The organism is Massilia rubra (assembly GCF_011682065.1).
In the GTDB taxonomy this organism is placed as follows: Bacteria; Pseudomonadota; Gammaproteobacteria; order Burkholderiales; family Burkholderiaceae_D; genus Telluria_A; species Telluria_A rubra.
The window spans coordinates 1-24,032 of record NZ_VUYU01000011.1 but is presented as its reverse complement, the minus strand read 5'-3'; the positions used below and the strand labels follow the sequence as shown (position 1 = coordinate 24,032).

Annotated in this window: 24 protein-coding genes; 7 read left to right on the top strand and 17 right to left on the bottom strand. The window is 61.9% G+C overall.

What is annotated here, in order from left to right:
- Positions 1 to 220: 220 nt before the first annotated feature.
- From F0185_RS17505 to F0185_RS17445, 13 genes are all read right to left on the bottom strand, one after another.
- Positions 221 to 2,371, bottom strand: coding sequence for a hypothetical protein (locus tag F0185_RS17505; protein ID WP_167226541.1), 2,151 nt, complete (start codon positions 2,369 to 2,371; stop codon positions 221 to 223).
- The gene (locus tag F0185_RS17500; RefSeq protein WP_167226539.1) at positions 2,371 to 3,924 is read right to left on the bottom strand and encodes a hypothetical protein; all 1,554 of its coding nucleotides are present in this window, start codon (positions 3,922 to 3,924) and stop codon (positions 2,371 to 2,373) included. The genes F0185_RS17505 and F0185_RS17500 overlap by 1 nt, the downstream gene beginning before the upstream one ends.
- Positions 3,925 to 3,926: 2 nt before the next feature.
- Positions 3,927 to 4,271, bottom strand: a complete 345-nt coding sequence (locus tag F0185_RS17495; RefSeq protein ID WP_167226537.1) for a hypothetical protein — start codon at positions 4,269 to 4,271, stop codon at positions 3,927 to 3,929.
- Positions 4,272 to 4,327: 56 nt separating this feature from the next.
- On the bottom strand, positions 4,328 to 4,621 hold the full coding sequence (locus F0185_RS17490) for a hypothetical protein (protein ID WP_167226535.1): 294 nt from the start codon (positions 4,619 to 4,621) through the stop codon (positions 4,328 to 4,330).
- Positions 4,618 to 4,959 (bottom strand): hypothetical protein, encoded by a 342-nt coding sequence (locus tag F0185_RS17485; protein WP_167226534.1) that lies wholly within the window; start codon positions 4,957 to 4,959, stop codon positions 4,618 to 4,620. Before F0185_RS17485 ends, F0185_RS17490 begins: the two co-directional genes overlap by 4 nt.
- Positions 4,956 to 5,882: a DUF7146 domain-containing protein gene (locus F0185_RS17480; RefSeq protein ID WP_167226532.1), complete on the bottom strand. Its 927-nt coding sequence runs from the start codon at positions 5,880 to 5,882 to the stop codon at positions 4,956 to 4,958. Before F0185_RS17480 ends, F0185_RS17485 begins: the two co-directional genes overlap by 4 nt.
- Complete coding sequence (locus tag F0185_RS17475) at positions 5,869 to 7,500, bottom strand: DEAD/DEAH box helicase (protein ID WP_223164528.1); 1,632 nt, start codon at positions 7,498 to 7,500, stop codon at positions 5,869 to 5,871. Before F0185_RS17475 ends, F0185_RS17480 begins: the two co-directional genes overlap by 14 nt.
- Positions 7,497 to 7,793: a hypothetical protein gene (locus F0185_RS17470; RefSeq protein WP_167226530.1), complete on the bottom strand. Its 297-nt coding sequence runs from the start codon at positions 7,791 to 7,793 to the stop codon at positions 7,497 to 7,499. Before F0185_RS17470 ends, F0185_RS17475 begins: the two co-directional genes overlap by 4 nt.
- Positions 7,790 to 8,230: a helix-turn-helix domain-containing protein gene (locus F0185_RS17465; RefSeq protein ID WP_167226528.1), complete on the bottom strand. Its 441-nt coding sequence runs from the start codon at positions 8,228 to 8,230 to the stop codon at positions 7,790 to 7,792. Before F0185_RS17465 ends, F0185_RS17470 begins: the two co-directional genes overlap by 4 nt.
- Before the next feature lie 309 nt (positions 8,231 to 8,539).
- Entirely contained in the window at positions 8,540 to 9,997 is a 1,458-nt protein-coding gene (locus F0185_RS17460; protein WP_167226526.1) for a hypothetical protein, read from the bottom strand.
- 295 nt (positions 9,998 to 10,292) lie between these two features.
- On the bottom strand, positions 10,293 to 11,624 hold the full coding sequence (locus tag F0185_RS17455) for a tyrosine-type recombinase/integrase (protein ID WP_167226524.1): 1,332 nt from the start codon (positions 11,622 to 11,624) through the stop codon (positions 10,293 to 10,295).
- Positions 11,625 to 12,092: 468 nt separating this feature from the next.
- Positions 12,093 to 13,235, bottom strand: a complete 1,143-nt coding sequence (locus F0185_RS17450; protein WP_223164527.1) for a serine hydrolase domain-containing protein — start codon at positions 13,233 to 13,235, stop codon at positions 12,093 to 12,095.
- An 88-nt stretch (positions 13,236 to 13,323) separates the two neighbouring features.
- Complete coding sequence (locus F0185_RS17445) at positions 13,324 to 13,509, bottom strand: hypothetical protein (RefSeq protein WP_167226522.1); 186 nt, start codon at positions 13,507 to 13,509, stop codon at positions 13,324 to 13,326.
- Between F0185_RS17445 and F0185_RS17440 the strand changes: the two genes are divergently transcribed.
- Positions 13,508 to 14,563 (top strand): acyltransferase family protein, encoded by a 1,056-nt coding sequence (locus tag F0185_RS17440; protein ID WP_167226520.1) that lies wholly within the window; start codon positions 13,508 to 13,510, stop codon positions 14,561 to 14,563. The genes F0185_RS17445 and F0185_RS17440 overlap by 2 nt on opposite strands.
- Before the next feature lie 6 nt (positions 14,564 to 14,569).
- Here the strand turns inward: F0185_RS17440 and nhaR are convergent, their stop codons facing one another.
- Both nhaR and F0185_RS17430 read right to left on the bottom strand, forming a co-directional pair.
- Positions 14,570 to 15,469: a transcriptional activator NhaR gene (gene nhaR, locus F0185_RS17435; RefSeq protein WP_167226518.1), complete on the bottom strand. Its 900-nt coding sequence runs from the start codon at positions 15,467 to 15,469 to the stop codon at positions 14,570 to 14,572.
- Between the two features lie 130 nt (positions 15,470 to 15,599).
- The gene (locus tag F0185_RS17430; protein WP_167226517.1) at positions 15,600 to 16,841 is read right to left on the bottom strand and encodes a glycosyltransferase family 4 protein; all 1,242 of its coding nucleotides are present in this window, start codon (positions 16,839 to 16,841) and stop codon (positions 15,600 to 15,602) included.
- A 149-nt stretch (positions 16,842 to 16,990) separates the two neighbouring features.
- Here F0185_RS17430 and F0185_RS17425 point away from each other — a divergent pair, with 149 nt between their 5' ends.
- From F0185_RS17425 to F0185_RS17410, 4 genes are all read left to right on the top strand, one after another.
- Entirely contained in the window at positions 16,991 to 17,407 is a 417-nt protein-coding gene (locus tag F0185_RS17425) for a hypothetical protein (RefSeq protein WP_167226515.1), read from the top strand.
- Positions 17,397 to 18,155, top strand: coding sequence for a hypothetical protein (locus F0185_RS17420; RefSeq protein WP_167226513.1), 759 nt, complete (start codon positions 17,397 to 17,399; stop codon positions 18,153 to 18,155). The genes F0185_RS17425 and F0185_RS17420 overlap by 11 nt, the downstream gene beginning before the upstream one ends.
- A gap of 81 nt (positions 18,156 to 18,236) precedes the next feature.
- On the top strand, positions 18,237 to 18,458 hold the full coding sequence (locus F0185_RS17415; protein ID WP_167226511.1) for a hypothetical protein: 222 nt from the start codon (positions 18,237 to 18,239) through the stop codon (positions 18,456 to 18,458).
- 203 nt (positions 18,459 to 18,661) lie between these two features.
- Positions 18,662 to 19,486 carry a DUF4349 domain-containing protein gene (locus tag F0185_RS17410; protein WP_167226509.1) on the top strand — a complete coding sequence of 275 codons (825 nt, stop codon included), beginning with the start codon at positions 18,662 to 18,664 and terminating at the stop codon, positions 19,484 to 19,486.
- On the opposite strand, the gene F0185_RS17405 is transcribed toward F0185_RS17410, so the two are convergent.
- Complete coding sequence (locus F0185_RS17405) at positions 19,471 to 19,809, bottom strand: antibiotic biosynthesis monooxygenase (protein WP_167226507.1); 339 nt, start codon at positions 19,807 to 19,809, stop codon at positions 19,471 to 19,473. The two genes, F0185_RS17410 and F0185_RS17405, sit on opposite strands and share 16 nt — an antisense overlap.
- Before the next feature lie 83 nt (positions 19,810 to 19,892).
- On the opposite strand from F0185_RS17405, the gene soxR reads away from it, so the two are divergent.
- Both soxR and F0185_RS17395 read left to right on the top strand, forming a co-directional pair.
- Positions 19,893 to 20,384, top strand: a complete 492-nt coding sequence (gene soxR / locus F0185_RS17400) for a redox-sensitive transcriptional activator SoxR (protein WP_167226505.1) — start codon at positions 19,893 to 19,895, stop codon at positions 20,382 to 20,384.
- 190 nt (positions 20,385 to 20,574) lie between these two features.
- Positions 20,575 to 22,662, top strand: coding sequence for an acyltransferase family protein (locus F0185_RS17395; RefSeq protein WP_167226503.1), 2,088 nt, complete (start codon positions 20,575 to 20,577; stop codon positions 22,660 to 22,662).
- Between the two features lie 24 nt (positions 22,663 to 22,686).
- On the opposite strand, the gene F0185_RS17390 is transcribed toward F0185_RS17395, so the two are convergent.
- The gene (locus tag F0185_RS17390; protein WP_370664032.1) at positions 22,687 to 23,904 is read right to left on the bottom strand and encodes an MFS transporter; all 1,218 of its coding nucleotides are present in this window, start codon (positions 23,902 to 23,904) and stop codon (positions 22,687 to 22,689) included.
- Positions 23,905 to 24,032 lie beyond the last annotated feature (128 nt).

The window sequence follows — 24,032 nt, the reverse complement described above, 5'->3', positions numbered from 1 at the left end:
CCTGGGGATCGTTGCGGCCTGGCCGCGCGACCAGCCTGATGCACCGCGCCGCTTCATCTTTCGCCCATTCCCGGCCTTTGTTTAAGGCTTGAGGATGCCCTGCCCCACGATGAAAAGGCCACCCGGAGGTGGCCTATAATGGGGAAACTACACAGGGGTAAATATGTCTTACGATCCAATTCAGCTTGGCGCGGCATTGGCCTTCATCATCAACGCCTGGCTAGCGGGGCGGCGCGGCGAGTAGCCGGCGCTGTCGATCCTCCTCCCCTTCCACCCCCATGAGCGCGGCCGGCGACAGCATCAGGCCGCGCGCGCGCAACTGCGCTGGCGCCTTGGCCGGCCCGGCGATGTTCAGCGGCGCATTCATCGCACGATTGGACTGAATGCCCAGTGAGATGTTTTGCAGCGGCTGAGCGATCATCTGCTGGCCGAATGGGACTCTCGACAGGAACGGCAGGTCTGCAATGCGGTCAAGGAGCATGGCGGCGCCGGCCGATGCGGTGTTGGACTTATTCACCGCAGCGCCGGTTGGCTGGAACTGCTCATAGCTGGCCACCCGGCCGATGGCCTTCATTTGCGCAACCTGCTCTGGGGCGAAGAAAAGCTTGAGCTTGCGATCCCCAATCTGCAAAAGCGCCTTGTTGTAGGCCGACTGGCTGAAATTACCAACTTCGTCATTTGCGCCATTGAGCGCCTTAGTTTTGAGGAACGAAGTGATCTGCTCGCGCACCGCGCTCAATGCCTCGGGGCTTTTCCGGATCGAGTTCCGCAGCATGTTCACATCCATGACATTGGCATTGCCGCCGCTGCCGACAATGAACTTTTCCACGAACTTGTCAGGTTCGATTCCTTCGCGCACAGCTTGAAGTGCAGGCGTTTTTTCTACGATACCCATCCACTTGCTATTCAGCGAGCGCGCACGACCGAAAGCATCCATGGCCTCCTGGCCAATCTGCTGACCCGGAAGCAGTGGCGTATCGTCCAGCGCAGTGCGGACCATGCCAAGCGCCTTTTGCTCGGCCTTGTCGATTGTCGAGCGCTGGAGGTCTCCGATTCGGGTCTTGAACTGCTCGGCCACGTCAACCGTCAACGGCATTTCCCCATTCGCGGCTTTGTTTAGCAAATTGCGCACGTCCGTAGGCAGCTTGCCTCCCAGTAGTGCGTCGTCAAGCAGGTCGCTGGCGCGCTGGGTGAACGCGTACGGGTCAAGTGCGGCGCTGCGCCCATCTGCACCGCGCGCGCCAGCGTAGCGCTGGTCAATTAACGCCTTGGCGCGGGCATTGCGCGCTTCCAGCGCGCTCATAATCTTATTGCCGCCCGCCAGAGCATCATCAATAGTGTTGGCGCCCAAGCCATTTAGCCCAGTCGTCAACTGCCGGTCGTTAGCGCGCTCCGTCTGCCCAAGCTGCTGAGCCACCGGGTCCCTGCTGTTGATGCCGACCTTTGCGAGGTTCTTTTGCCGCGTCACGATAGCCGGGTCCAACGTCAGGCCGGCGGCGGTCGGGGTGGTGCCAGTCAGGCGGTAGTCGGCCAGGCGACGCACCGCATCGGGCGACAGGTCAGGGCTGATTTTGTAGGCCTTGGCCACGTCCTGGCGAATGCTTTGCGCTACTTGCGCCGGCAGGTCGCCCAGCTTGATCCCGTTTTGCTCCAGCGCGCTGTTGATCGTGATGTCGATTTGCATTTGCTGCTGCTGTGGTGATGCCGGCGGGCCGGCAGGACGCAAGCGGTTGCCAATGCCCGCCGCCGCGCGCTGGACGCCACCAACGGCAAATGGCGTCGCCACCCCGGCAGCCAAGGATGCGATCAACTGAGACCCCTCATTGCCGCCAGTTTCGCGCGTATATCCGCCTGCGCCCCCTGCGGCCGCGCCGGAAGCAAGTTGCTTTACGGGCGCGGCTGCCAGGTTGCGCGCTACTGCTTGCGTAGTGCCGTTTGTGAATGCAGCCGTTTTGCCTGCGGCGCCGATGATGCCGGCAGAGCCAGCAACCATGCGCGCCGCGTCGCCAACAACACGCTCTTGAGCATTCGCCGGACTGGGGAGGCCAATAACGTTTGCCAGCGCAGCGCCAGTATCCGCCCTCGGCTTATTACCTAAGATCGGGCTTGCAAGGGTCCGAACCGGATTGCCGACGAAGGCATCAAACGTGCCTCCCAGCCCCTCGATGCCGTAGCGCGCGGCCAGGCCAACCTGGCGCGGCACGCTCGCCACAAAGTCGTTGAGCTGCTCGCCAAAGCCCTTCGGCTTTGCCGCTGCCGGCGCTGGGTAAGACAGCGCATTCTTCTTGATCGCGGCGACAATTTCCGCATCGCTCATACCGTCCGGGAACTCTACCCGGCCCTGGTTCGGTACATTAATGATCTGGCCCATTATTCGATTTTCCCAGTTTTAGGATTGTAGGTGCGGACAGGCTGCGCCGATGGCGCCACCGGTCCGCTCTCGGCCTCGGCCTTGTAATTAAAGCGCGTCTTTGCGTCCTTGCGCCCGGTGGATAGTTCGTACTGGCGCTCCAAGCCGCTCTTTTGCGCAGCCATCAGGTGCAGGTACGTGTCGACCACGCCGTTGAGCTGCTTCGTCGTCTTGGCGTTGTCAAGCAGGTGCGCAAGCTCCTGGCGCTCCTCCACGCCACCGCCGCCGGCGACGATGGATTTCAGCACCTCTTTTGCTACGATGCCCTTGGCGGCGTCGAAGTTGGTTGGCGCCGCGCTGCCGGTCTGCTGCGCGACGATGTTGCTGTACTTGTTGACCAGCGGCGTGTTGCCGTTGCCCAGCTCCGTGATCAGGTTTTTCAGTTGCCCCAAGTGGTCCGACGCCACGGCAAACGAGCGGATTGAATCGCCCTGGCGGCCGGTGGTGAAGTCCCGCATTGCGCGCTTCTTGCCGTCATACTCGGTGGCGTCGAAGTCCGGGTACTTCTGCGCGACGCGCTCCATCATGTTGAGCATCTTCGGATTGCGCAGCGCGTAGCCAGACGGCGGCGCCATCTTGCCGGTGCCGATGGCGTCGATCATTGCCTCGGATGCGTCCGGGCCAGTGCCTTCGACCTGCTGCTTGTCGAACGACAGGCGCGCGCCGAACTGGCTGGCCGATTGCGCGCGGCTGGCGGCGGCGCGCCGGTCCTCGGCCTTGGAATTTGCCGACTGGTTGACCGTGTACTCTTGGCCATTGCTGACGGCGTTCTTGTCAACGAAACGCTTGTGGTCGCCCAGGTCCACCTCGGTCATGTTCGGCGCCAGGCCAAATTCGCTTACTTTTTGCTGGCCGTCCTTGAACGTGATGACGCTGATCGGCCGGCCATTCTGCGTGCCGGCTTCGATCTTGCTCACCTCAGGACTGAGTTTAGCGACGTGCTCCCACGCTTTGTTGGCCCCGTCGATGTCGCCTTCCTCCGTGCGCACTTGTGCCACGCGGGTCAGATACGCGACCGCGCTTTGCTTGTCGCTTCCAGGGGCCCGCATGGCCGGCTGCGGCTGCGCTGGAGGCGCACCGGCGCCGTTGCTCGCCTGAAATTGTCGCATCCAGTCCGGGCCGCCGGTTTTTGGCGACATCGGCCCAGCGCCTGGTGCGGCACTGGCAAAGCCGTAATCAGCGGGCGCCTGCTGTGCTGGCTGCGCCGGCGCTCCTTCAGTCAAACGTGTGCGAATGCGGTCTTCACGATCAAGCAGCTTTTGTTTCATCTGCATATCGCCCTGCATCTGCTGTAATTGCAGCGCGCGGCGCTCGGCTTCCTGTGCCTCCTGTTCCTCCTGGAGCTTGCGCGCGCGCATGGAATTGTTGATCTGCATATAGCTATTGATGCCCGTGCCGAATGCCTGAGCAGCGCTGTATGGGCGGCTAGTGTCGCCGGAGCGTTCCATAATTTGAGCGGCCGCACCGAGCAACCCGGCCGTCTGCGGGTCATTGAACATATCGAGGAGTCCCATGATTAGCCCTTCGTGAAGTTGACAATGCCGGGCAACTCTACGTCGATAGACTCTATCGCATCGCGCACGGCCGTAGTCTTTCTCACAACATCCTCTAACGGCTCACCCTCCAGAATAGCGTCGAGTTTTTCGCCCAGCATTACTCCGATTTGATGCAGCGCCACGTAGGCATCTGCCCGCTTAATTTCAGCTTCGGATGCGGGCCGAATCTCGACCGTCTCGCCGGACTCAATCGTAGCAATCAGGTCAAGCAGATTCACCCACTTGTTTTGTGGGGAGGCGAACATTGCACCTACCGCAGTTTGCGCGCGGGAGCTATTTTCATCAGGGAAATACACAACTTTCATTTTGGTGATCCTTTCATTTGCAAGTCTCTATTACAGCTCTATTTACCGCCAAAAAGTTAGCGTTTTTGCGTGGGTTGGAGATGCGACACAAGGGCAGTAGAAATATCGCGGTTCGCTTGCGATTCGCTGACCTGAAATTGCGCTATGAGCCGGTCCCGAACAACTGTGCGCTGTTCTCTCAGCCGCAGTAAATTCCGTGCAAAGTCCACGCGTTGCTCTTGCTTTAGGCAGCTAATGTTGTGCATCGCCCCCACACTGACGATCATCTTTCGGAACGCCACCTTTGCGGCGGCATCAACATCGCAATCTTCTAGTTTTGCAATCAGGTCCAGTAACGCGTCCGCCCTCATGTGCGCCTCGCGTGCGCGCATGCGTACTGGTCGCTTAATGTGGTGGCCGCCGCCTCGCGTACGCGCGCGAAGTCGGCGGAAACCCCCTCGCGTGCGCGGGCGTATTGGTCCGCGAACTCTGGCGCCCTCTGTATCCACGCCCCCAATCGCTCATAATTGTTGGCCTTCTCCTGCTTGTAGCCGGCCCGGTGCGCTGCCGCTAAAAGGGCCCAGTATTGCCGCATTGGCTCGGGGTTTGCGCGGGTCTGTGCCTTCACTTCCTCGATGTCAGCGGGGGTCCACGCGTACAGGTTGGCGAGATAGGCGAAGTCAAGTAGGAAGTCACGGGATACTTTCATTCGTCGGCCCAATCCTTCCCGGCGTCGCTAGGAATCTGCACTTCCACTGCGTATCCCTCTCGAACCAAACGCTTTGCCAATGCAAACGCCGCAGCCTGGCCGGCCCAGGACGACCCGGCGTCGTTGTCGCCAGCGATCAGAACGCTTTCGACTCCTGCCGGTGGCACCCATGATTCCAGCAGCACGGCATTCGTTGCGGCCCAAACAGGCACGCCAAAGCGTTTTGCGGCCCCTAGGGCGCTTTCTATGCCCTCGGCAATACCAAGGCGGCTTGACGCTTGTCCGAGCCTCACAGCGGCCGTATTAAGCGGCTTTCCCGCCATGATCTTTTTTGCCTGCGGGACCAGCGCCTTTTCTCCGCTTTCGGTAAGGTAGGTGCGGTGGATAGACGCGCCCGAGCCATCCGGGTAGCGCATGCGGGCCAGCATTGCCGGAAAGCGCCCCAGGTCGGTCCCGTCCGTATCGGTGTACCGCAGCGCGGGGTGGTAGCGAAGATCGCCCGACGCCTGCTCAATGCCCAGGCGGCGATGCAGATACAGGCCAACCGGATCGTTGCGCGTGACTGGCCGGCTCGCCTTCCAAACGTTCGTCAATGCCTCGATCTTGCTTGCGTCTGTGCGTTGCGCTGCGATAGGACCGGTCGGAACCGTACCGATGATCCGGTCAATTTCCTGCGCGGCCTCCTTGAACGCCATTCCCTTGATCTGCTGTAGCAGGCGGAAACCGTCGCCGGAACCGCAGCCGGAGCAAAACCATGTCCCCCGGCCTTCCTTGTCATCGAAACGGAAACGGTCTTTCCCTCCACACATCGGGCAGGGGCCGTGCTTCTTCGTCAGAAACGCCGGGTCAATGCCGAGTGCCTGGAGAATGCCCGGCCACCGGCCGATGGCCTCTTCTGCTGTGCGCGGTTTAGTCGTTTGCATGGCTCGCCCCTTTCGCTTTGGCGAACCTGATTTGCAAGTGCTTCATGTACCCGACAAATTCGGCGGTCGGTTCGGCAGGCGTTTGGTCCAGTCCTTTCGGCCACACTCCGAAGTAGTTTCGATACTGGTTCGAAATCCACCCCGCTTGGTAGCCCTTCTTCGTCGCGACGCTGATTAGCTGCGAGTAGAACGCCTGCTTGTCGATTTTTGTTGGCTTTTGCTTCTTCTGGACCAGCACTAGCTCGCCGGCCTGGACTTCAACGCCGCTTTTCTTCACACGGGCATGGCCGCAAATCGGGCATTTATGCGCGGTCGTCATGTACGCGCATGTCGGGCAGGCTTTCGGCAAAGCTGCTTCGCGGGCCGCGTCATCCGTCGTGCTGCTTGCGGGTTTCGGCGTACCGTCGTCCAGCTCCAGCGGAAATTCATCCGTAGGGAAGCCCAGCCGGCTCACTGTTCCCGAATGGTCAAGAATCAGCGCCCGTACCTTGGATGCGTGCGGGCGCAGCACCCGGCCGGCCATCTGGATATAGCGAATTAGCGAACGGGTAGGCCGCGCAAGGATCAAGGTACGACAAGCGGGGAAGTCCCAACCCTCGGCCAAGATGCCGACATTCGACACAATCAGCGTCTCGCCGGTTTCGATGCGCCCCAGGATGGCGCGGCGGTCCTCCGGCGACGTGTAGCAGTCTACGTGTTCAGCGCTGACGCCTGCCGCCTGGAAGCTTTCAACGATGTGTTTCGAGTGCGCTATATTCGCCGCAAAGCAAACGGTCGCCGTGCCCGCTGCAAGACGTTGCCAGTGCGTGACGATATCGCCCACAAGCTCCGGCTTATCGGCAGCACGCCCTACGTCCGCATCTGTGTAGTCCATGTCACCAAACGCGTTGCGCGCCTGCTTGATGCCTGACATGTCCGGTTCGCTCGGCGCGTACACCTCGCAGTCGACCAGAAAGCCGCCCTCGATCAGTTCGGGGATAGTCGCCGCCACGATCATTTCTTGAAACAGCGCCCCGGCCAGCTCGTCGTAATGCTTGCCCAGCCCTTTAGCGTAGGGCGTGGCCGACAGACCGATAACAGGGACGTTGCGCGCCGCTGCTTCAATGATGACGGCGCGGTACTCGGCAGAACCGGCTACCGTATGCGCTTCATCGATCAGGATCACATCGACTGCCGGCAGGCCGCGTTTGGCGATCGTTTGAATCGACGCTACCAGCACCGGTTCATAAACGCGGGTCGTGTTCTCGCCCTGGATAATCCCGTGCGAAATCCCGGCCTTTGTAAAGCGGCGCGAGGTCTGCTCGACCAGATGCACGCGGTTGCACAAGAAAGCGACGCGGCGGTGCTTTGCCCTTGCCCCCTTTACCAGCGCCATGCCTACCTCTGTTTTCCCGGAGCCAGTGGGGGAATTGAGCATCAGCCTTAAAACCTTCCTCGCCAAGGCGGCGCGAAGGTTTTGCACCGCTTCAGCTTGATATGGCCGGAGGGTAAAAGCCCCCTCGTCATGGCTCGGGCGGGGTAAAGGCTTTATCTCTTCTCTTCTCTTCTGAGAATAGACTAAGCTGCTAGCGTACTCTTCTGAGAGTAGCAAGTTGCTTGCATCAGTTGCTTGCATCATGCTTGCACCTCGCTAGCACCGTGCAAGCGGATCAAAAACCCACTAGCGATAAGCGCATCGAGATTCAGGTTTTCGCACGACAGTTTTTTTTCGAGAAAGGCCGGGTCTTGCGGCACGCGCCCGTTGTGCTGGCTGGCGTAGAGCCAAACCAGCATGAGGTGCGCTTTTGAAATATCAGGCAAGGCGCAGAAGCTGTAATCATCGAGCAAGGCGCGGTGCAACTTGATCCACGGGGGATTGCGCTTGCCGTAGTGCTGGAAGGTGTCCCAGTTCTTGACAGTCAGGAAAATCATTGTGGCGCCCCCAAATCGAGCACGCCTTGCGGAGCTGGAGCTCGGTCAGCGGCACGACCAAGCAGCGTGTAGCGTGCGATGCCGCGATGGGCCAGGCCGTCAGCCCCGACAATGCGCTCACGGTATGACGCGATAAGCCAGCCACGCTCCTCAAGTTCCTGTACGCGGGTGGCGATCCTGTAGAAGCCGCAGCCGACACCCTCCGGCGTATTGATGCCGCGCGGCCCCAGGTACTGGAGCACGCGCAACAGCGTTTCGCATTGGGTGCGACCGCTCGTGTCGCGCAACGCCAGCCCTGCACCCTGTAGCTCGCGGCGCAGTTTGCTGATATGCTTGACGCCGCAGAAGAAGTCTTTCTTTTTCGCTTTCACACCGCCCGCCAGCTGCGTGATTTCATCGCCTCCTTGTGAGGCGTTTTTCTTTTGGGGCTTAAGCATTGGCGCCCCCGTTCAGCAGGCGCTTGATTTCAGCTACCGGCCATGCCAGGCGGCGATTGATGCGGGTCGGCCGGATGGGGCCGTTTTGGAAGCACGACCACGAACGCAACGTTTGGCAAGAGCGCGTTAGGTGGAATGCAGCGCATGCCGTATCAACATGGCTGCGGGTCTCGGTTTCGAGAGATGAAAATTTTTGAGCGGTGGACATTTTGGAACCCCTTTCGTTTAAGAGGTTCCTATTGAATATCGCAACATGCGGTTATCTGCTACGCGCCGCGCCTACCCGCTTTAGCCCGCGCTTATGCGCGCTTACCCGCTCCTACCCGATGCCCTTCTTCGTTGCCGCAGGCGGTGCTCAAGTGCATTTTTGGTCAATCCATCGGGTCGTCCATCGTCAGTTGTGTAGCAGAGCGAGTCCCCCTCGATGATTCCCGTAAACGGCTTTTCTTCATTAAGAGCAAGCGCCCTCAACTCAAGAAACACGGCTGCGGTTTTGTGGCTACCGGCCAAGCCAATAGCCTTATCAATTGGTGCATCGAGAGAGTTTATGCGGAGCTTATGCGTTAAGGGGGCAGGCTGCGGCGCCTGTGTGCCCGCTTCGGGCGCGCGTCCAACTGCAAGCTTGACGGACCGCCGGGCGGCGATCATGCGCAGGCCTGCAGGGACATTGAACCCTTTTCCTATCGCCCAATCTGCGAAGCCTGCCAAATCAACATTCCAGAGCATACGACCTGAGTATGGGAGAATTTCCAGCTTGGAAAATGTGGAGTCAGCGTTGATAATTTCCCATGCTTCATGAAACGCGGGTGACAGTCCAACCGTTTGGTATTCTGCCCAAATTACCGCGCCATCTGCAAGCGGCGGTTCAATGTCTGCAAGCAGACAGCTTGCCTCCCACAACCGAACGATGTCCAAGCGACTCCACCGCGTCCAATCTGGAAGGGTAATTTCATATTTGATTGGTCCAACGACCGGCCCGCGCGACGTGTCGAGTCTTGTTGGGGGTGGGGGGGGCGGCGTGATCGAACGACGCGGCGGTACGGGCGCTTGCGCAAATTTGGCTAGCCTGTCCTGTTCGGATTGAGCTGCAATTCTCATCCTATAGGGAGCGTCTTCAATCCCCAAGTAGGCACACAACGCGGGAAGTGACCAGTCAATTTGGATATCCCCCAAGAGAGCAGCACACTTTACAATTTTTTTTTGCAATTCAGCAGTGAACGAGCCTTGTGCATCTCCGTTCCCAGGCCACTCAATCGGATCAATGCAATAGGTCAGTTTCGCGGCTTCCATCGGCGTGATCGTTTTCCGCGCGACCCAGTATGCCCAATCTAACGCGCCTCCATTGTGAACGTCTTCCGATAATGCGCACAACTCATCGTTATTCGCGACTGTCTCTCGTTTATCTTGCACTGCGCTGCTCGTAGAGATATCCGCTGCCGGGCGCTTTTCTGTCTCGCGATCCACGAGATATGCATCCGCCAAAGCGTGAACGTCGTATCCGGTTACTCGACAATCTCCAATAGCTGTCTCAATGGCTGCATCTTCCTCGTGCAGCTCAAAGCGCTTAAAGCGCCACAGCTCGCCCATGGATATTTTCGTGCTTTCATGACCGTCTAAATGGCGCCAAGCCGCATGGCCGACATTCGCCAGCATTTGGCATGCCGAAAGCGGCAACGTCGGAATACTATGTAATTCGATTTTAGCGGGAGGCTCATCCCCTCTACAAGCCACCATAACCGCCGCCACATGCACTACTGCGCGCAACATTATCTCCCCACGGCCTGCTGATCGAAGAAAGTCAGCTTCCGTAATGGCAGTGCCTGCGTGCTGGGTCGCCATAGCAGCCGCTTCAGCCAGCGTCACTACGTCAACGTCACTAATTCTGCCGCTGCGCCAAAGCGTGGTTGGCGCAAGTCGACCGTAATGCGGAACTTGGTACTTATTAGACATTTGCACCCCTTCAGGTGTCAGCCCTCATATGTTGGGGCACCAGTCAGGCCGGTGAAGGAGTCCGGCTTTTCGTCCGCTAAAACTAGACTGGCGCTTTAAACTTGTGCGGGAACTATGCTGTCGATACAGCTCGCAGGCCAGGTGCCGCCGGCACAATGGCCACGCCCGCCTGGTCCAAAATCCACACCTCTATTTTGATATGCCACATGCGCAGCAAATCGAGCGGCCGGCGCCGATAATGTTTTTCAGCAATAGCGCTGGGCTTGTGCCCCATGATCTGTGCGACCACCCCAGCCGGCGTTTCCGTCCACTCCGCGAGAGACCCAAAGGACCGGCGCAGACCGTGCAATGTGAGATCGGGCAGGCCGGCGGCGCACAGCGCGCGCTTATGTCCTGGCGTAGGCTCCGACAGTTGGCCGCTTTCAGATGCTGGACTTGAGAATACCCATTCATTGCGGCGCGGCAGGCCGGACAGCAGAGCGGCGACGTATGGGCACAGGGGAATGGTGCGCTCTCCCTCCACCTTATCGCGGATGGTCATGCTCAGCCATTTGAAATCCACGTCACCCCATTGCAGGGCGGCCAACTCGCGCCGGCGCGCGCCAGTGAGTAACAGCGCCTGCAAATATGCCGACTGCACAATGTTACTCATCCCGCGCACGGCATCGAACCAAGGGGCGAGCTGTTCGCGCTGCAGGCTATCGCCCTCCTTTGCGTTCTTGCTTGGCATTTCGTCGCGGACCTGCTGCGCCTTGCATGCGCCTGCGGGGACTAGCCCCGCGTATTCGGTCTGTGAGTCGCACCAGTTCACGAACACCGAAAGCAGGCGAAACGCCAGGGCGGCGCGCGTGGGCCTAGTCTGCGCTTCAATTGCGAGCCATGCCGCAATGCGCGCCCCGCTCAAGTCGAGCAGTCGAACGTCAAACAGCAAGGCCAGCGGCCCCGGTTCTGTCACGCCTCTGCCTCGCAGCTTACTTGCCCCGCCTGGGCTGCCTACATTCTCATGGTCGCGAATATGCCAATCACTCCAGCGCTTGCGGCGCGCCTCAATATAGACTGGCCAAGCGATGCCCAATGTTACCGATTCTCGGGTTGCCTGGGCTCGCCTTGCGGTCTCAGCGGCTTTGCTGGCGTTGCGGGCGCCCAGTTCGGCAGCGAGTCCCGCCGCTTTGACTTGGCGCGGGTCTTGCCCGTTGTCGATCATTACCTTGAGCCGGCGCGCTTCCGCCTGGGCCTCTGGAATGGTCCATGTACCAGTGGCGCCAATGGTGATCCGCATTGCCTGGCCGCGCAATTTTGCTTGGAACATATACGACTTGGCGCCGCTTGCCGTGGCCCTCACGCCCAGCCCAGGCGCGGAAGCATCCCACAGGAACGATTGGCTCTTGCCATCTTCACAAGAGAACGAGTCGATGCGTCCAGACGTAAATCTTACTTTTGCCATCTCCAGCCCCAATTTTTCGCTTCATGTAACCGCCATGTAACCCATGTGGCAGTATATCAATGAATAACGCTGAATCTCGGCGGTGGCAAAAAATCTCTCAAGTCATTGATTTTTATATAAATTACCGACACTTGGAATACTGATGAATATCGTTGAACCCCATTTGGTCAGGATTGTGATTCCTGTTGTCGTGGGTTCGAGCCCCATCAGCCACCCCATCGTTTGCATCGCAAGTCAAGCATATAGCCCAACCATCGTGTTGGGCTTTTTGTTGTCCGCGTCACACTCCCGCGCCATCTATCCGCAGCCCGTTCGGTTATGACGGCGCGCGCTGGATCGCCGGAAACAGTTGGCCGGAAATCGACCGGAGCCGAGGACGACGACATCCATCAACACCAAGGCCAGGCGCCGATGGCTGGCCTTTTTCAGGCATGTTCCTGGTGGCCGCGGCGCAAAACAAGGGCCGGCCTACTTCGCGTTTTCCATGGATTCCACTGTGTCGAAAATATGCGCCAGCGCGCTTTCCATGGCGCCGGCAGTAGCGTCGCCGCTCTGGTTGGTGATGATGAAGACCCCAAGCTGATATTTAGGAACGACGTAGGCGTAGCTTTGCGCGCGTGGCACGCCGCCATGGTGTACATAATGCGTGCCCAACTGGCGATTGGTGCCGATGTTCCAGAAATAGCCAATACTGAAGTCGTCCTGGAAGCGTACCAGCGGCTTGTGCGATTCGACGACCGCCGGATTGGCACCCAATTGCAGGCGCAGGTACTTCGCCATATCCGGCATAGTCGACTTCAGATTGCCGGCTGCCCCCCAAGGCAACTGTGGCATCGGTGTTGTTATAACGGGATTGTCGCTGTGGTAGCCGGGCGCTAGCCGGACGGTATCCGTTGATGTGATTCTCAGCTTGGTATCTTGCATGCCGGCTTCGCGCGCGACGAATCGCGCGAGCAGGACTTCGTAGGGCATGCCGTAGATTTTTTCGAGAGTGTGCGCAATGAGTTCGGTAGCGGCGCTTGAATATGCGTAGTCCTTACCAAGCGGCCCCTTGATGCCGACCGAGTGCAACTCCTGCCAGAATTGCTGTTGTCCATAGTTGGCGTAGGCTGCATTGAGCTTCGCCGGCGTGGCGTGTGCAGCGAAATCCTTCAATACGGCGTTCACCTGCAATGGCAGCATGCCCGGCATATTGCTGGTGTGCGTAATCAAATGGCGCAAGCGAATTGGCTGCCCCTGCGACTGCAGGTTCGGGTAGGCGGCCGCCAGGTACTTTTGTATGGGATCGTCAAGCGCCGCCTTTCCATCAAGCACAGCGTTCGCCAGCAGCAGGCCAGCAAAAGTCTTGCTGACTGAGCCGATTTCATAGAGCGTTGAATCATTCGGCCGATTGGCTTTGCCGGTCTCCAGCTCGCCTTGATGCAGAATGAACTCCTTGCCGCGATAAACGACAGCAATCGAGGTCGCGTGCAGAAGTTTTGAATGCAGCAGGGTGGTCGCGGTCTGGCTCATTGCCGCAGGAATGTCATGCGCGTGCGCTGTGACTGCGGGCTTGCAAGCTGCCAGCACGAGTGCCAGTCCAGTTATGATTGCGGCGAGTCTGGCCATCATGCGCACCATCCGAGGGGGAGGGGCATTCTCGCACAATGGGTTCAGCGGTGACAGAAAAAATCGCTCGTATGGTTTTTCCAGATTGTGTTTAGATGGCTGTTTTGCGTCCGCTTGATGCAGAAAACACGGCGTACAAGTCGCTACTGCGGCGCTGGCCCACGTAATCAGCCGGCAGGCGGACAAGCCGCAACGCGCGCCACGAATCATTTGTCGTATCAATAACCATGTGGTAACTTGATTGATTGATCGACAACAGCATGGCGGTAACCATCATGAGCAGCCCCACCAGGCATATCCCTTACCTTGACGGGTGGCGCGGGTTGGCAATTATCGCCGTACTGATTTCGCACTTCAAATCGACGCAAGAACTTTCCTGGCTCGGCGAGTTCGGCGTGCAACTGTTCTTCGTGTTGTCGGGTTTTTTGATGGGCAACCTTTTGTTCATCAAAAAGGTGCCGCTGAAAGATTTTTTCGTGCGCAGGCTGAGCCGGGTGTTCCCGACCTTCTGGCTGTTCGTCATCGCGATGGCGATCTACGCGGCCTTTATGCAGCCGGTGCGCTTCGTGGTCCCGCAAGGCGAATTGATCGCGACCCTCGCGTTCTTGCGCAATTACTTCCCGGCCGATATCAGCATCTGGGCGCGGACCTGGCCGATCGGGCATCTGTGGTCGCTCAGCGTGGAGGAGCACAGCTATATGTTCCTGGCGGCGCTCGCCGTGCTCGCCGGCGCCCTGCGCCACCGCTTCGCCGGCGCCGCCATGCTGCTCGCCGGGACAGGCGCGATTTTGGCGGTGAACATGGTTTACCCCGGGCACCCGCCAGCGGGCGCGACGCCGTGGTTCCTGCGCAGCGAGTCGGCCGCCATCGGCCTGGTCGCGGCAGCCGCCTATCGCGTGATGGCGGCCAGCACGCAGGCGCCATGGCTGCGCCAGACTTCGCCCTGGCTCCCGGTCCTGACCCTGGTGGTGGCGATCGCGTGCTACTCGACTTACGCCCACAAGGAACTGCAATACACGCTCGCGCCTCTGTGCCTGGCCTATTCCATCAACCATCTGGAGCGCACTCCCCAAATCATCCAGAAGCTACTGGCGGCGCGGGTGCTGCAATGGTTCGGCGTTTGCTCGTTTTCGCTGTACCTGTGGCAGCAACCGTTCTACTACGCCGTGGGCGCAGGACGCATCTCGCACCTTGCCGGCCTGCTGGGCGCGATCGGCCTGGGCGCGCTGTCGTTCTATCTCTTCGAAAACCCCGTGCGCCTGTACTTGAACCGCAAGTGGGCCGGGCGGCGCGCGCGTCCCGCCGTCACGCCGGACACGCCTGCCGCGTAAGCGCCGTCACACAAACAATTCGCGCCGTGCCCTCTGGCTGATCGCCAGGGTTGCCGGATGACTCATGCGGCGCTCGGTGGTGATCGCATACACCTGCTCGACCAGTCCCGGCACCGTGCCCAGTTCCACCACCGCGTACTGCTGGCACACCTGGCGCGCGATCACGGTCGGCGCGAAAAACGCGCCGGCGCCGGACTGGCCGAAGGCTTTCATCATTGCGCTGTCATCGAACTCGCCAACCACGCGCGGGCGCACCTGCTGGTTGGCCAGCCATTGCAGCAGCTTGTGGTGGATCGCAAAATCCTCCCCCGGCAGCAACAAGGGGGCGCGGTCCAGGCATGCCGGGAAGGTCCCTTTCAGAGTGGCCGCCAGCGCCGCCGTGGCAAACACGCTCAAGCCGCTTTCGCCCAGCAAATGGTTGTAGCCTTTGACGCTCAGGTGCGGCGGCATTGGACGGTCGGCGATGATCAGGTCGAGCCGGTGCACCGCGAGGTCGGCCAGCAGGCTGGCCAGGCGGCCTTCGCGGCAGATCAGGCGCAAGGGCTCGGCCAGGCTCAGCGCCGGCTCGACCAGCCGGCAGGCGATCAGCTTGGACACCGAATCGGCGCATCCCACCCGAAATGCCAGCGCGGTCTTGAGTGACTGGTCGCGCACGATGTCCAGCAGTTCGTCGCCGGTGTTGAAGATGGTTTCGGCGTAACTGAGGATGCGCCGGCCGGTATCGGTCAGCTCCAGGTTGCGCCCGGAGCGGCGGAACAGTTCCACGCCGAGTGTGCCGGCAAACTCGGTCAATTGCCCGGAAATCGACTGCGGCGTCAGGTGCAGTTGCTCGGCTGCGCGGGCGATGCTGCCGGTCTTGCCAACCATCCAGAAATAGCGCAAGTGCTTGAAGTTGAGATTGGACATGCGGGCCGCTCCTGGCGATTGTTCGAATTGTTCGAATTGTTCGATCGGTCAGCCAAGTATATGCGTTTCGCGTGATGGATCACGGGGCCCCGGCCGACGCCTGCCCCGACAGGCCGGGCCGGGCCGGGCCTTACAGCGCCGCCGCGTCGATCAGGCGGCGGTAGCCGGCGATGCCCTCCTCCACCGCATAGCCCGCCTTGATCGATTCCACGGCCCGTGCCCGCATGGGCATCCAGCGCTCGCGCTCGCGCAAGGCGCGGCTGACGGTAGCGGCAATCGCCGCCGTATCGAAAAAATCGACCAGCAAGCCATTCTCGCCGTCGCGGATCACTTCCGTCACCGGCGCCGTGTCCGAGCCGATCACCAGGCAGCCGCAGGCCATCGCTTCGAGCATCGACCACGACAGCACAAACGGATACGTCAGGTATACATGCGCGGCCGATACCTGCAGCAGCTCGCGGTAGCGCGCGAACGGAATGCGGTCGAGAAAGTGCACGCGACTGGCATCGATGGCGACCTCGGCCAGCATTTTCTCGCGCCAGTTGCCAGCGCCGGCCGGCCGCGCGCCGTAGCTCACGCCGTCCCCGCCGGCCAGCACGATGTCGCAGCCGGGATTGTCGGCCAGGATGGCCGGCAGCGCGCGCATGAAGGTATGAAAGCCGCGGTACGGTTCCAGGTTGCGCGACACATACGTCACCACCGGGTCGCCCGGACGCAGCACTTTTCCGTTCGGCAGGGTGAAGGAGGCGGCGGGATTCGGGCACAGGTAGGTGGTGTCGATGCCCTCGTGTATCAGTGCGATCTTGTCCTGGTAGGGCTTGGGGTGCAGGCTTTTTTGCCAGCGGGTGGGGGCGACCGCGATGTCGCACGCTTCCAGGTTGAGCAGTTGCAGCGCATTCTTGGCGCGCACCCGCGCCCGGTCGTCGATATTGTTGGGAAACTCCGGGTCGAAACCGACGTCGGCATGGTCCGTGTGATAGTAGAACTCGGAAAAATGCACCAGCCGCGCATCGGGAAACGCCTCGCGTACGAACATGGTGTCGCCCCAGCCCGGATGGGCGACGATGACGTCCGGCACAAAGCCCTTTTCTTTCAATGCCAGCAGCACGCGCAGGCAAGCCTGGCCATGCAGGATGCCCGACTCGAACGGGCGCGCATAGTGGTGCGTTTCCTTGGCCTGGACCCGGTGCAACTTGTAGGTCAGGGTGCGCACGTCCGGCAGGCCGGGGCAGCCTTCCTTGCCGATCGCCAGCACCTCGTAGGCCGGGTCGCGCGCCAGGTGGGCGGCAATCCGCTTGAACTGGCCGGGGAAATTTTGATGAACGAACAGAACGCGCCGCGCGCGGGTTGGCTGAGCTGGTGTGGATGTCATTATCGCGTCCTGCGGCACGCTTGGTCCGCAATGACCGGGTTGCTAAGGAGTGAACATCTTACCAGAATGGCAAGAAGGAAAAATCTCGGATTCTCATGCTTGCTCTAAAATAGCGCCAGCGCACTTCACTACGATAAAGGCACACAAGCATGAGTTACGACCTGATGGTTTTCGCAGCGGAAGCCGCTCCCAAAAAACGCGAGCCCTTCCTCATGTGGCATGAAGAACAAACCGAACTGGGCGAAGACCATTCCTACGCCGACCCGGCCGTCACCACCCCGGCATTGCAGGCGTTCTACGCCAACATCGTCCAGGCCTTCCCGGCCATGCCGCTCGACGAACGCGAGGACGAGGAAGAAGACGAGGACATGACCGACACCGACTACACCATCGGCAAGGCGTTCATCTATATGAGCTTTCCGTGGAGTCAGATCGACGACGCGCACGCCACCGTGACCCGCCTCGCCGGCCAGCATGGCGTGGGCTTTTTCGATGTCAGCTCCGATATCGCCGAAACCTGGCTGCCGGACGGCAAAGGCGGCCTGTACCTCGCCCATGCCGACTGAGCTTGCAGCGCCACTGAGCTTGCAACACCTTGGCGGCGGAGCCGTCGTATCCGGCATCTGCTGGCCGCATCAGGCCACAGTCGGCCACATCGCGGTGGCGAGCGGGCGCGTCGCCGGATATTTTCCGGCCGAGCGGGGCGATGACGCCATCGTCGACTGCGTGCTGGTGGCGGCCGGCAAATACCGCAACGGCGCCGCCCGCCGCTGGTGCCGCACGCACCAAACTTATTGGGGCGTGAAGGCGGACTTGGCCGCGCTGGCCGACAGCGGCGAGCAACGTTGCGCGCGCCATCTGGAAAAGATGGGCTACGCGCTGCATCCGCCCGTGATCGACCTGGCCGCCTGCGCCAGGGTAAGCCTGGCCGGCGCGCCCGACGGCGCCATAACGCTTACCCGCGTGGCGGCCGGCGCAACAGCGCCCATTGCAACGCGCTGCGCGGCAGTGGCGCTGCGCACCAGCGCCACGCACGCGCTGTTTCCCGGCACCGACATCGTGCAGATCAACATTACTCCGCCCGCCCTGCTGGCGTACAGCGCGGTGCGCGCGGCCGGCCTGCAGCTTGGCTGTGTCTGCTGTGCGCGCTGCGGCCATCCGCACCTGGACCTGGGCAGCTTTGCGCAAAAGCCCCACCGGCGCCACTACTGCGGCCACTGCGGCAGCGACAGCACCCACAGCCCGGCGCCCATGATTTCTTCCCCTCTGCATGCACTCAGTATCAAGTTCGACGGCCTGCTGACGATAATGTAAATACCCGCGTTCGGTACGCGCATACGCAGCATGCATTTTCTCGGCGTGCTATAAATGCAATACAGTAACCAGGAGAACAACATGGACGATGCAGACCGCCGTCACGAAGACCGTCGCCAGGACCTTGAAACCGCGGCGCAATTGCACGAAGCGCTTGCCTTGCAGCGCGCTTTCGGCAGCGACGCCGCCCAGCGCTTTCTCAAGCTGCGCGGCATTGGCGATGAAGTTTCGCAAAACGCACTGATCGAAAGCTACGACCGCCGCCAGGCGGCGCGCCGCCTGCGCGAGGCTGCGGTCAGCTAGCCTGCCCGCAGGCGAACACCACACCAGTACCCCGCCAGTCCCCGCCCGGCTGCTGCTGCCAGCACGCCGGGAAGCGCCTGGGCGCAAGCGGGCCAGACGGTGGCGGCCGCGCGCGGCCACCACCGTCGCGCCAGCCTGCACCCATTGCCCGCAGGCACGTGCATGATGTTACTATTCCCTCAACATCCATTCGCGCCCCTCCTATGAAAATTCTGTCCGGCATCGTTGTCGCCTTCTTCCTGTGCGCCTGTTCGCAAAAAATGGAGGTCGCCGCCGGCGGCGCCATGCCAGAGGCTGTCGAAACCAAGTTGATAGAGGCGCCCGAACCGCCAGGAAGCCGGCGCTACATCGCCACGCGTCACAAACTGCTGCTCGAAGCGCCCGAAGCCGAGCTGCACAAGCACTTCGAGGCGATCCAGGCGGCCTGCCTCAAGCTCGCCTGCGTGGTGCTCAACGCCGATCAGTCGCAGGCGCGCCTGCGCAGCCCGGCCAATGCCACCCTCAGCGCCCGCATCCCCCCGCAAGCGTTCGACAGCTTTCTCAAGACCATGCTTGAGCACGGAAAGCTGCTGCAACATGAACGCGACAGCGAAGACCTGACCGCCCAGGTGATCGATGTGGAGGCGAAAATCGCCAACCTCACGGCGCTCAAGGCGCGCATCCTCGACCTGCTGGCCAAGCGCACGGGCAACCTGAAGGAAGTCCTGGAAGCCGAAAAGCAGTTGTCGGAAACTCAATCCGAACTCGACAGCATCAGCGGCCAGCGCAAGGCACTGGCCAGCCAGACCGAGATGACGCGGGTCGAACTGAACCTGGTAGCCGAATCGCTGCATGCCGAACAAAGCTGGGTCGCGCCGGTAGCACAGGCGATCAAGGAATCCGGCCATGTGCTCACGTCGAGCCTGGGCGTCCTGATCACCGTGGTCGTTGCCGTCTTGCCGTGGTTGCTGGTGTTGATCCCCCTGTTCCTGTGGTTGCGCAAGCTGTACCGCGCACGCAAGGCCCGCCGCGCTCAAGCGGCGATGTAAAACCCCCGGTCCGAGCGCACGCCAAGGCGCTCGAGCACCTGGCCGGGCGCCACGCCCTGCCCGGCAAAATGCCGCTGCACGATTTCCTGGGCCACCGCCATCGCGCCGGCCGTCTTCCATTCGACCATGGTCACCACGTTAAATTCCCCGGTGCCGCCAAATTGCGTCAACAAATGCTTCTGGCGCCAGCCGGGCAGGCGCTCGAACATGGCTTCAATCTCGCGCATCTGCGTCACAAAGGCCGCCAGCGAGGCCGCCGGCACGACATATTTATCGATGCGAAATACCCCGTCGGACGGGTTCCTGGGTGTGTTCCTTGCCATCTGAAATTCTCCTTTAGAATGCTTGCCTGGGCAGTGAAAGCCAGTCTAAAACATCAAGTTAAGTTGAGGTCAAGGAGTCTTCGATGGCAGAACAACATCCGCAGCGCGAAGCCCATCCGAGCTTGTCCGTGGGCGAGGTCGCGCGGCGCAGCGGGGTGGCCGTGTCGACCCTGCATTTTTACGAAACGCGCGGCCTGATCGCCAGCACGCGCAGCGCCGGCAACCAGCGCCGCTACACGCGCGACGTGCTGCGCCGCATCGCCTTCATTCGCGTGGCCCAGCGCGTTGGCGTGAGCCTGGCCGAGATCGAGGCGGCGCTGGCCACCCTCGGCAGCGGCGCGCCCAGCCGCGACGACTGGGCGCGCCTGTCGGCCGCCTGGCGCCACGACCTCGACCAGCGCATGGCGCAGCTGAAAAAACTGCGCGACACGCTCGACGATTGCATCGGCTGCGGCTGCCTGTCGCTGGAGCGCTGCTGGTTGCGCAATCCGCAGGACAAGCTGGCCGGCAAGGGACCGGGGCCGCACCGGCTCTGGATCGGCAAGCCGGCGCCAGAGGAAGGCGACGCCCAATAAACGTCTAGCAAGGCCGCCAGGATGTGACACCGGACAGCTTGCCGCGAAGGCGCGCGAACGCTGCGGCCAGCGCGCGGTCGAATGATTGAGTATTTACAGTTTCGACAATATTTGTATGCGTAATTCATTAAACAAATTACAACCATACGTAGCGCTTCCACTATAATGCGCGTGTTGTCGACATTGATTTTTGTTCAATCATCCGCACCCGGAGGCTGTCATTCCAACCAACAATCATAGCGCGTGCGCGTCCGCGCACGCGGGCGCCCTCGCCTACCGGCCCGATATCGATGGCATGCGCGCGCTGGCGGTGATCGCCGTGATCGCATTCCATGCCTGGCCGACCTGGTTTGCCGGCGGTTTCGTGGGCGTCGATATCTTCTTCGTCATCTCGGGCTTCCTGATCACCTCGATCCTCCTGTCCCAACTGGAAAAGGGCAAGTTCAGCATCGCCGATTTCTACGTGCGCCGCATCCGCCGCATTTTCCCGGCCCTGACCGTGGTCATGCTCGCCACCCTCGCCTTCGGCTGGGTGACCCTGCTGCAAGGCGAGTTCCAGCAGATCGGCAAGCACGCCGTGGCCGGCACCACCTTCGTGTCGAACCTGGTGTTGTGGAACGAGGCCGGCTACTTCGACAACGACGGCATCACCAAGCCCTTCCTGCACCTGTGGTCGCTCGGAGTCGAGGAACAGTTCTACATCCTGTGGCCGCTGATCCTGTGGCTGGTATTTTCGCGCAAGCTGCGCTTTTTGTGGGTCGCCGGCGTGATCTTCGTGATCTCCATGAGCGCCAACGTGCTGCTGGTGGCCGACCATCCGGTGGCGGCCTTCTTTTCGCCGCTCACGCGCTTCTGGGAACTGATGGCCGGCGGCGTGGTCGCGTATCTGAACCTGCACCACGCGCAGCGCTTCACACGGCATGGCACGGCGCTGTCGCTGGGCGGCGCGGTGCTGCTGGGGCTGGCGTTCTGGCTGACCAACGAGCAGTCGCTGTTTCCCGGCTGGTGGGCCATGTTGCCGGTCGGCGGCGCCTGCCTGCTGATTTTGGCCGGCAAGGATGCCGTGCTCAATCGCCTGGTGCTGGGACGGCGCTGGCCCGTCGCGATCGGCTTGATCAGCTATCCCCTGTATCTGTGGCACTGGCCCTTGCTGTCCTACGGCCATATTATCCATGGCCAGAAGCCGCCGATGCCAGTCAAGCTGGCGCTGATCGGCGCCGGCTTCGTGCTCGCCTGGCTCACTTACCGCCTGGTCGACATCCCGCTGCGCGAACGGCGCGACCGTACGCGCGTGACCTGGTCGCTCGGCGTGGGCATGGTCGCCATCGCCGTGTTCGGCCTGGCGATCAGCACCAGCATGCTGCGCCAACGCATCGACACGCATGGCGCCGAGCCCTTCCTGGCGGCCCTGAACGACAGCCAGTACCCCGGCCCGACCCTGGCGCCGCTGCGCTACGACGGCGTGGTGTTCCAGAAGGCGGCCAGCCGCGGACCCGGCCTGACCGTGTTCCTGGGCGACTCCGTGATGCAACAGTACGGCCCGCGCATCGAGCACGCGGTGGCGACCGATCCGGCGCGCTTCAGCTCGGTAATTTTCGCCACCGCCGGCGGCTGTCCGCCGATCGAGCACACGGTGCGCCTGCCGCAGATCCGCTTTCCGCTGTGTCCCAAGACCGTGAAAGCGGCCTACGCCCTGGCCAACAGCGCGCAGGTCGATACGGTGGTGCTGGGCGCGGCCTGGTACGGCTACTTCAACGCCGGCCAGCGCGAACTGCTGGTCGACAAAGACGGCGTGCAAAAAGCCTTCCCGGCGGCTGATGCGCAAGAGCTGGCGTATGCCTCGCTGCGCGCGAGCCTGGCCACCTTGCGCAAGAACGGCAAGCGCGTGTTCCTGGTGCTGCAGCCGCCGGCCGGCAGCGCCTACGATCCGCAGTCGATGGTCACCGGCTCGCGTTTCGGCACCATCGTCCCGGTGCCGAAGGTGCCCGCGTTCAACCTGGCCGAGTATCGCCAGCGCAACGCGGCGCCGCTGGCGCGCCTGACCGCGATTGCCGCCGACACCGGCGCCATCGTCATCGAACCGGCCCAATACATGTGCAAGGACCAGCTGTGCCCGGTGCTCGACGAGAGCGGCGCGCCGCTGTACACCGACACCATCCACATGCGCCCGGCTTACAGCCGGCGCGCCGCCAGCTTCCTCGATCCGACCATGCTGCGCGGGCCGGAGCCGGCCACCGCGCAGCCGACCGCGCTGCTGAACCCGCCGCCGGCGCTGTGACGGCGCCAGCCTGCCCGCCCTTGCTTAGGGCCGGGCGGGCAGGCTGGCCGCGCCCGCACCGGCCATCTGCACGCGCCAGCCGCGCAGGCGCCAGGCGGCCCAGGCCGACAATAGCGCGCCCAGCAGCAGGATCAGGCGCGTATCGAGCAGGGTCAGCACCGAGCCGACCAGGGCCATGACGATATTGGCCAGGCAGAACGTGGTCGACAGCAAGCCCATCACCGCGCCCTGCCCCAGCGCGCCGAAGCGCTCCGCGCACCAGCCCGGCACGATGGCGTTATAGAACGCGTTCGGAATCCCGAACAGCACGATCGCTACCAGTCCCAGCCACACATGGCCGAGCGCCACCGCCGCAATCGCCGTGGCGCAGGCGAACGCGCTCCACGTCGCCCGTTGCAAGGGGGCGAAGCGGCTCGGCCGGCCGGCGAACACGGCGGTGCAGGTCATCACCGCGCACAGGGCGGCCGTGACCCAGGCGATGCCGGGCGCGCCGTAGCCGGGATACTCCACCAGCCACAAGGGATAGAACTCGTAAAAGGCGGTCACGCCGCAGGTATAGGCGAACTGGACGATGAACAGCTTGCGCAGGTCGGCGTGGCGCAGCAAGTGAAACGCGTGCTGGTGGCGCGCCACATGCCACCACGAGGTGGTGGCCAGCGAAGGCGCCTCGCGCGGCAGCGCCAGCGCCACCAGCGCGGCGGTCATGACCAGGGCGCCGGCCGCGATCCAGAACGGCACTGTGATGCCCCACACCACCGTGGCGCCGGCCAGCAGCGGCCCGGCCAGCCAGCCAAGGTAGAACGCGCCGTTCAGCCACGACATGGCGCGCACGCGCAGGTCGCCTTCGAGGCGGTCGGCCAGCATGGCGCGCACGACGGCGCCGTTACCTTCCAACAAGCCAGTACCGAAGCGCGCCACGATAAACAGCGGATACGATTCGAGCAGCAGCGCGAGGGCCGTGAGCATGTGGCCGAGGGCGGCGCCGATGGTGGTCAGCATCAGCACCGGGCGGCGGCCGTAACGGTCCGAGAGCGGGCCGAGCAAGGTATTACCGATCAACAAGCCGAGCGGATTGATGGTCAGCGCCAGGCCGAACAGCATTTTGGGCGGCAGCCCGAGGAAGGAATTGAGGCCGTTCCCGACGCCCGAAGCGAACAGCGGCGGCAGGATCGGATACGGCAGCGAGGCGCCGATGGTCGAGAACAGCCCCAGCAGGCAAGCGGCGGCAATAAGAAGATTGATGGTAAGCGGCCAGCGGCCCCACCTGTACAGCCTGTTTAGCGCGAAGTAAAGTCGGGGAATGGCAGCAGCGAATCAATCTGGCTGTTGGGGCACGTCGGGAGACGTTCCAGTACGATGGCCAGCCAGCG

Coding starts and splice junctions, on each gene's coding strand:
- F0185_RS17505 (WP_167226541.1), bottom strand. CDS start 2,371: ATGGGCCAGATCATTAATGTACCGAACCAGGGCCGGGTAGAGTTCCCG.
- F0185_RS17500 (WP_167226539.1), bottom strand. CDS start 3,924: ATGGGACTCCTCGATATGTTCAATGACCCGCAGACGGCCGGGTTGCTC.
- F0185_RS17495 (WP_167226537.1), bottom strand. CDS start 4,271: ATGAAAGTTGTGTATTTCCCTGATGAAAATAGCTCCCGCGCGCAAACT.
- F0185_RS17490 (WP_167226535.1), bottom strand. CDS start 4,621: ATGAGGGCGGACGCGTTACTGGACCTGATTGCAAAACTAGAAGATTGC.
- F0185_RS17485 (WP_167226534.1), bottom strand. CDS start 4,959: ATGAAAGTATCCCGTGACTTCCTACTTGACTTCGCCTATCTCGCCAAC.
- F0185_RS17480 (WP_167226532.1), bottom strand. CDS start 5,882: ATGCAAACGACTAAACCGCGCACAGCAGAAGAGGCCATCGGCCGGTGG.
- F0185_RS17475 (WP_223164528.1), bottom strand. CDS start 7,500: ATGATGCAAGCAACTGATGCAAGCAACTTGCTACTCTCAGAAGAGTAC.
- F0185_RS17470 (WP_167226530.1), bottom strand. CDS start 7,793: ATGATTTTCCTGACTGTCAAGAACTGGGACACCTTCCAGCACTACGGC.
- F0185_RS17465 (WP_167226528.1), bottom strand. CDS start 8,230: ATGCTTAAGCCCCAAAAGAAAAACGCCTCACAAGGAGGCGATGAAATC.
- F0185_RS17460 (WP_167226526.1), bottom strand. CDS start 9,997: ATGTTGCGCGCAGTAGTGCATGTGGCGGCGGTTATGGTGGCTTGTAGA.
- F0185_RS17455 (WP_167226524.1), bottom strand. CDS start 11,624: ATGGCAAAAGTAAGATTTACGTCTGGACGCATCGACTCGTTCTCTTGT.
- F0185_RS17450 (WP_223164527.1), bottom strand. CDS start 13,235: ATGATGGCCAGACTCGCCGCAATCATAACTGGACTGGCACTCGTGCTG.
- F0185_RS17440 (WP_167226520.1), top strand. CDS start 13,508: ATGAGCAGCCCCACCAGGCATATCCCTTACCTTGACGGGTGGCGCGGG.
- F0185_RS17445 (WP_167226522.1), bottom strand. CDS start 13,509: ATGATGGTTACCGCCATGCTGTTGTCGATCAATCAATCAAGTTACCAC.
- nhaR (WP_167226518.1), bottom strand. CDS start 15,469: ATGTCCAATCTCAACTTCAAGCACTTGCGCTATTTCTGGATGGTTGGC.
- F0185_RS17430 (WP_167226517.1), bottom strand. CDS start 16,841: ATGACATCCACACCAGCTCAGCCAACCCGCGCGCGGCGCGTTCTGTTC.
- F0185_RS17425 (WP_167226515.1), top strand. CDS start 16,991: ATGAGTTACGACCTGATGGTTTTCGCAGCGGAAGCCGCTCCCAAAAAA.
- F0185_RS17420 (WP_167226513.1), top strand. CDS start 17,397: ATGCCGACTGAGCTTGCAGCGCCACTGAGCTTGCAACACCTTGGCGGC.
- F0185_RS17415 (WP_167226511.1), top strand. CDS start 18,237: ATGGACGATGCAGACCGCCGTCACGAAGACCGTCGCCAGGACCTTGAA.
- F0185_RS17410 (WP_167226509.1), top strand. CDS start 18,662: ATGAAAATTCTGTCCGGCATCGTTGTCGCCTTCTTCCTGTGCGCCTGT.
- F0185_RS17405 (WP_167226507.1), bottom strand. CDS start 19,809: ATGGCAAGGAACACACCCAGGAACCCGTCCGACGGGGTATTTCGCATC.
- soxR (WP_167226505.1), top strand. CDS start 19,893: ATGGCAGAACAACATCCGCAGCGCGAAGCCCATCCGAGCTTGTCCGTG.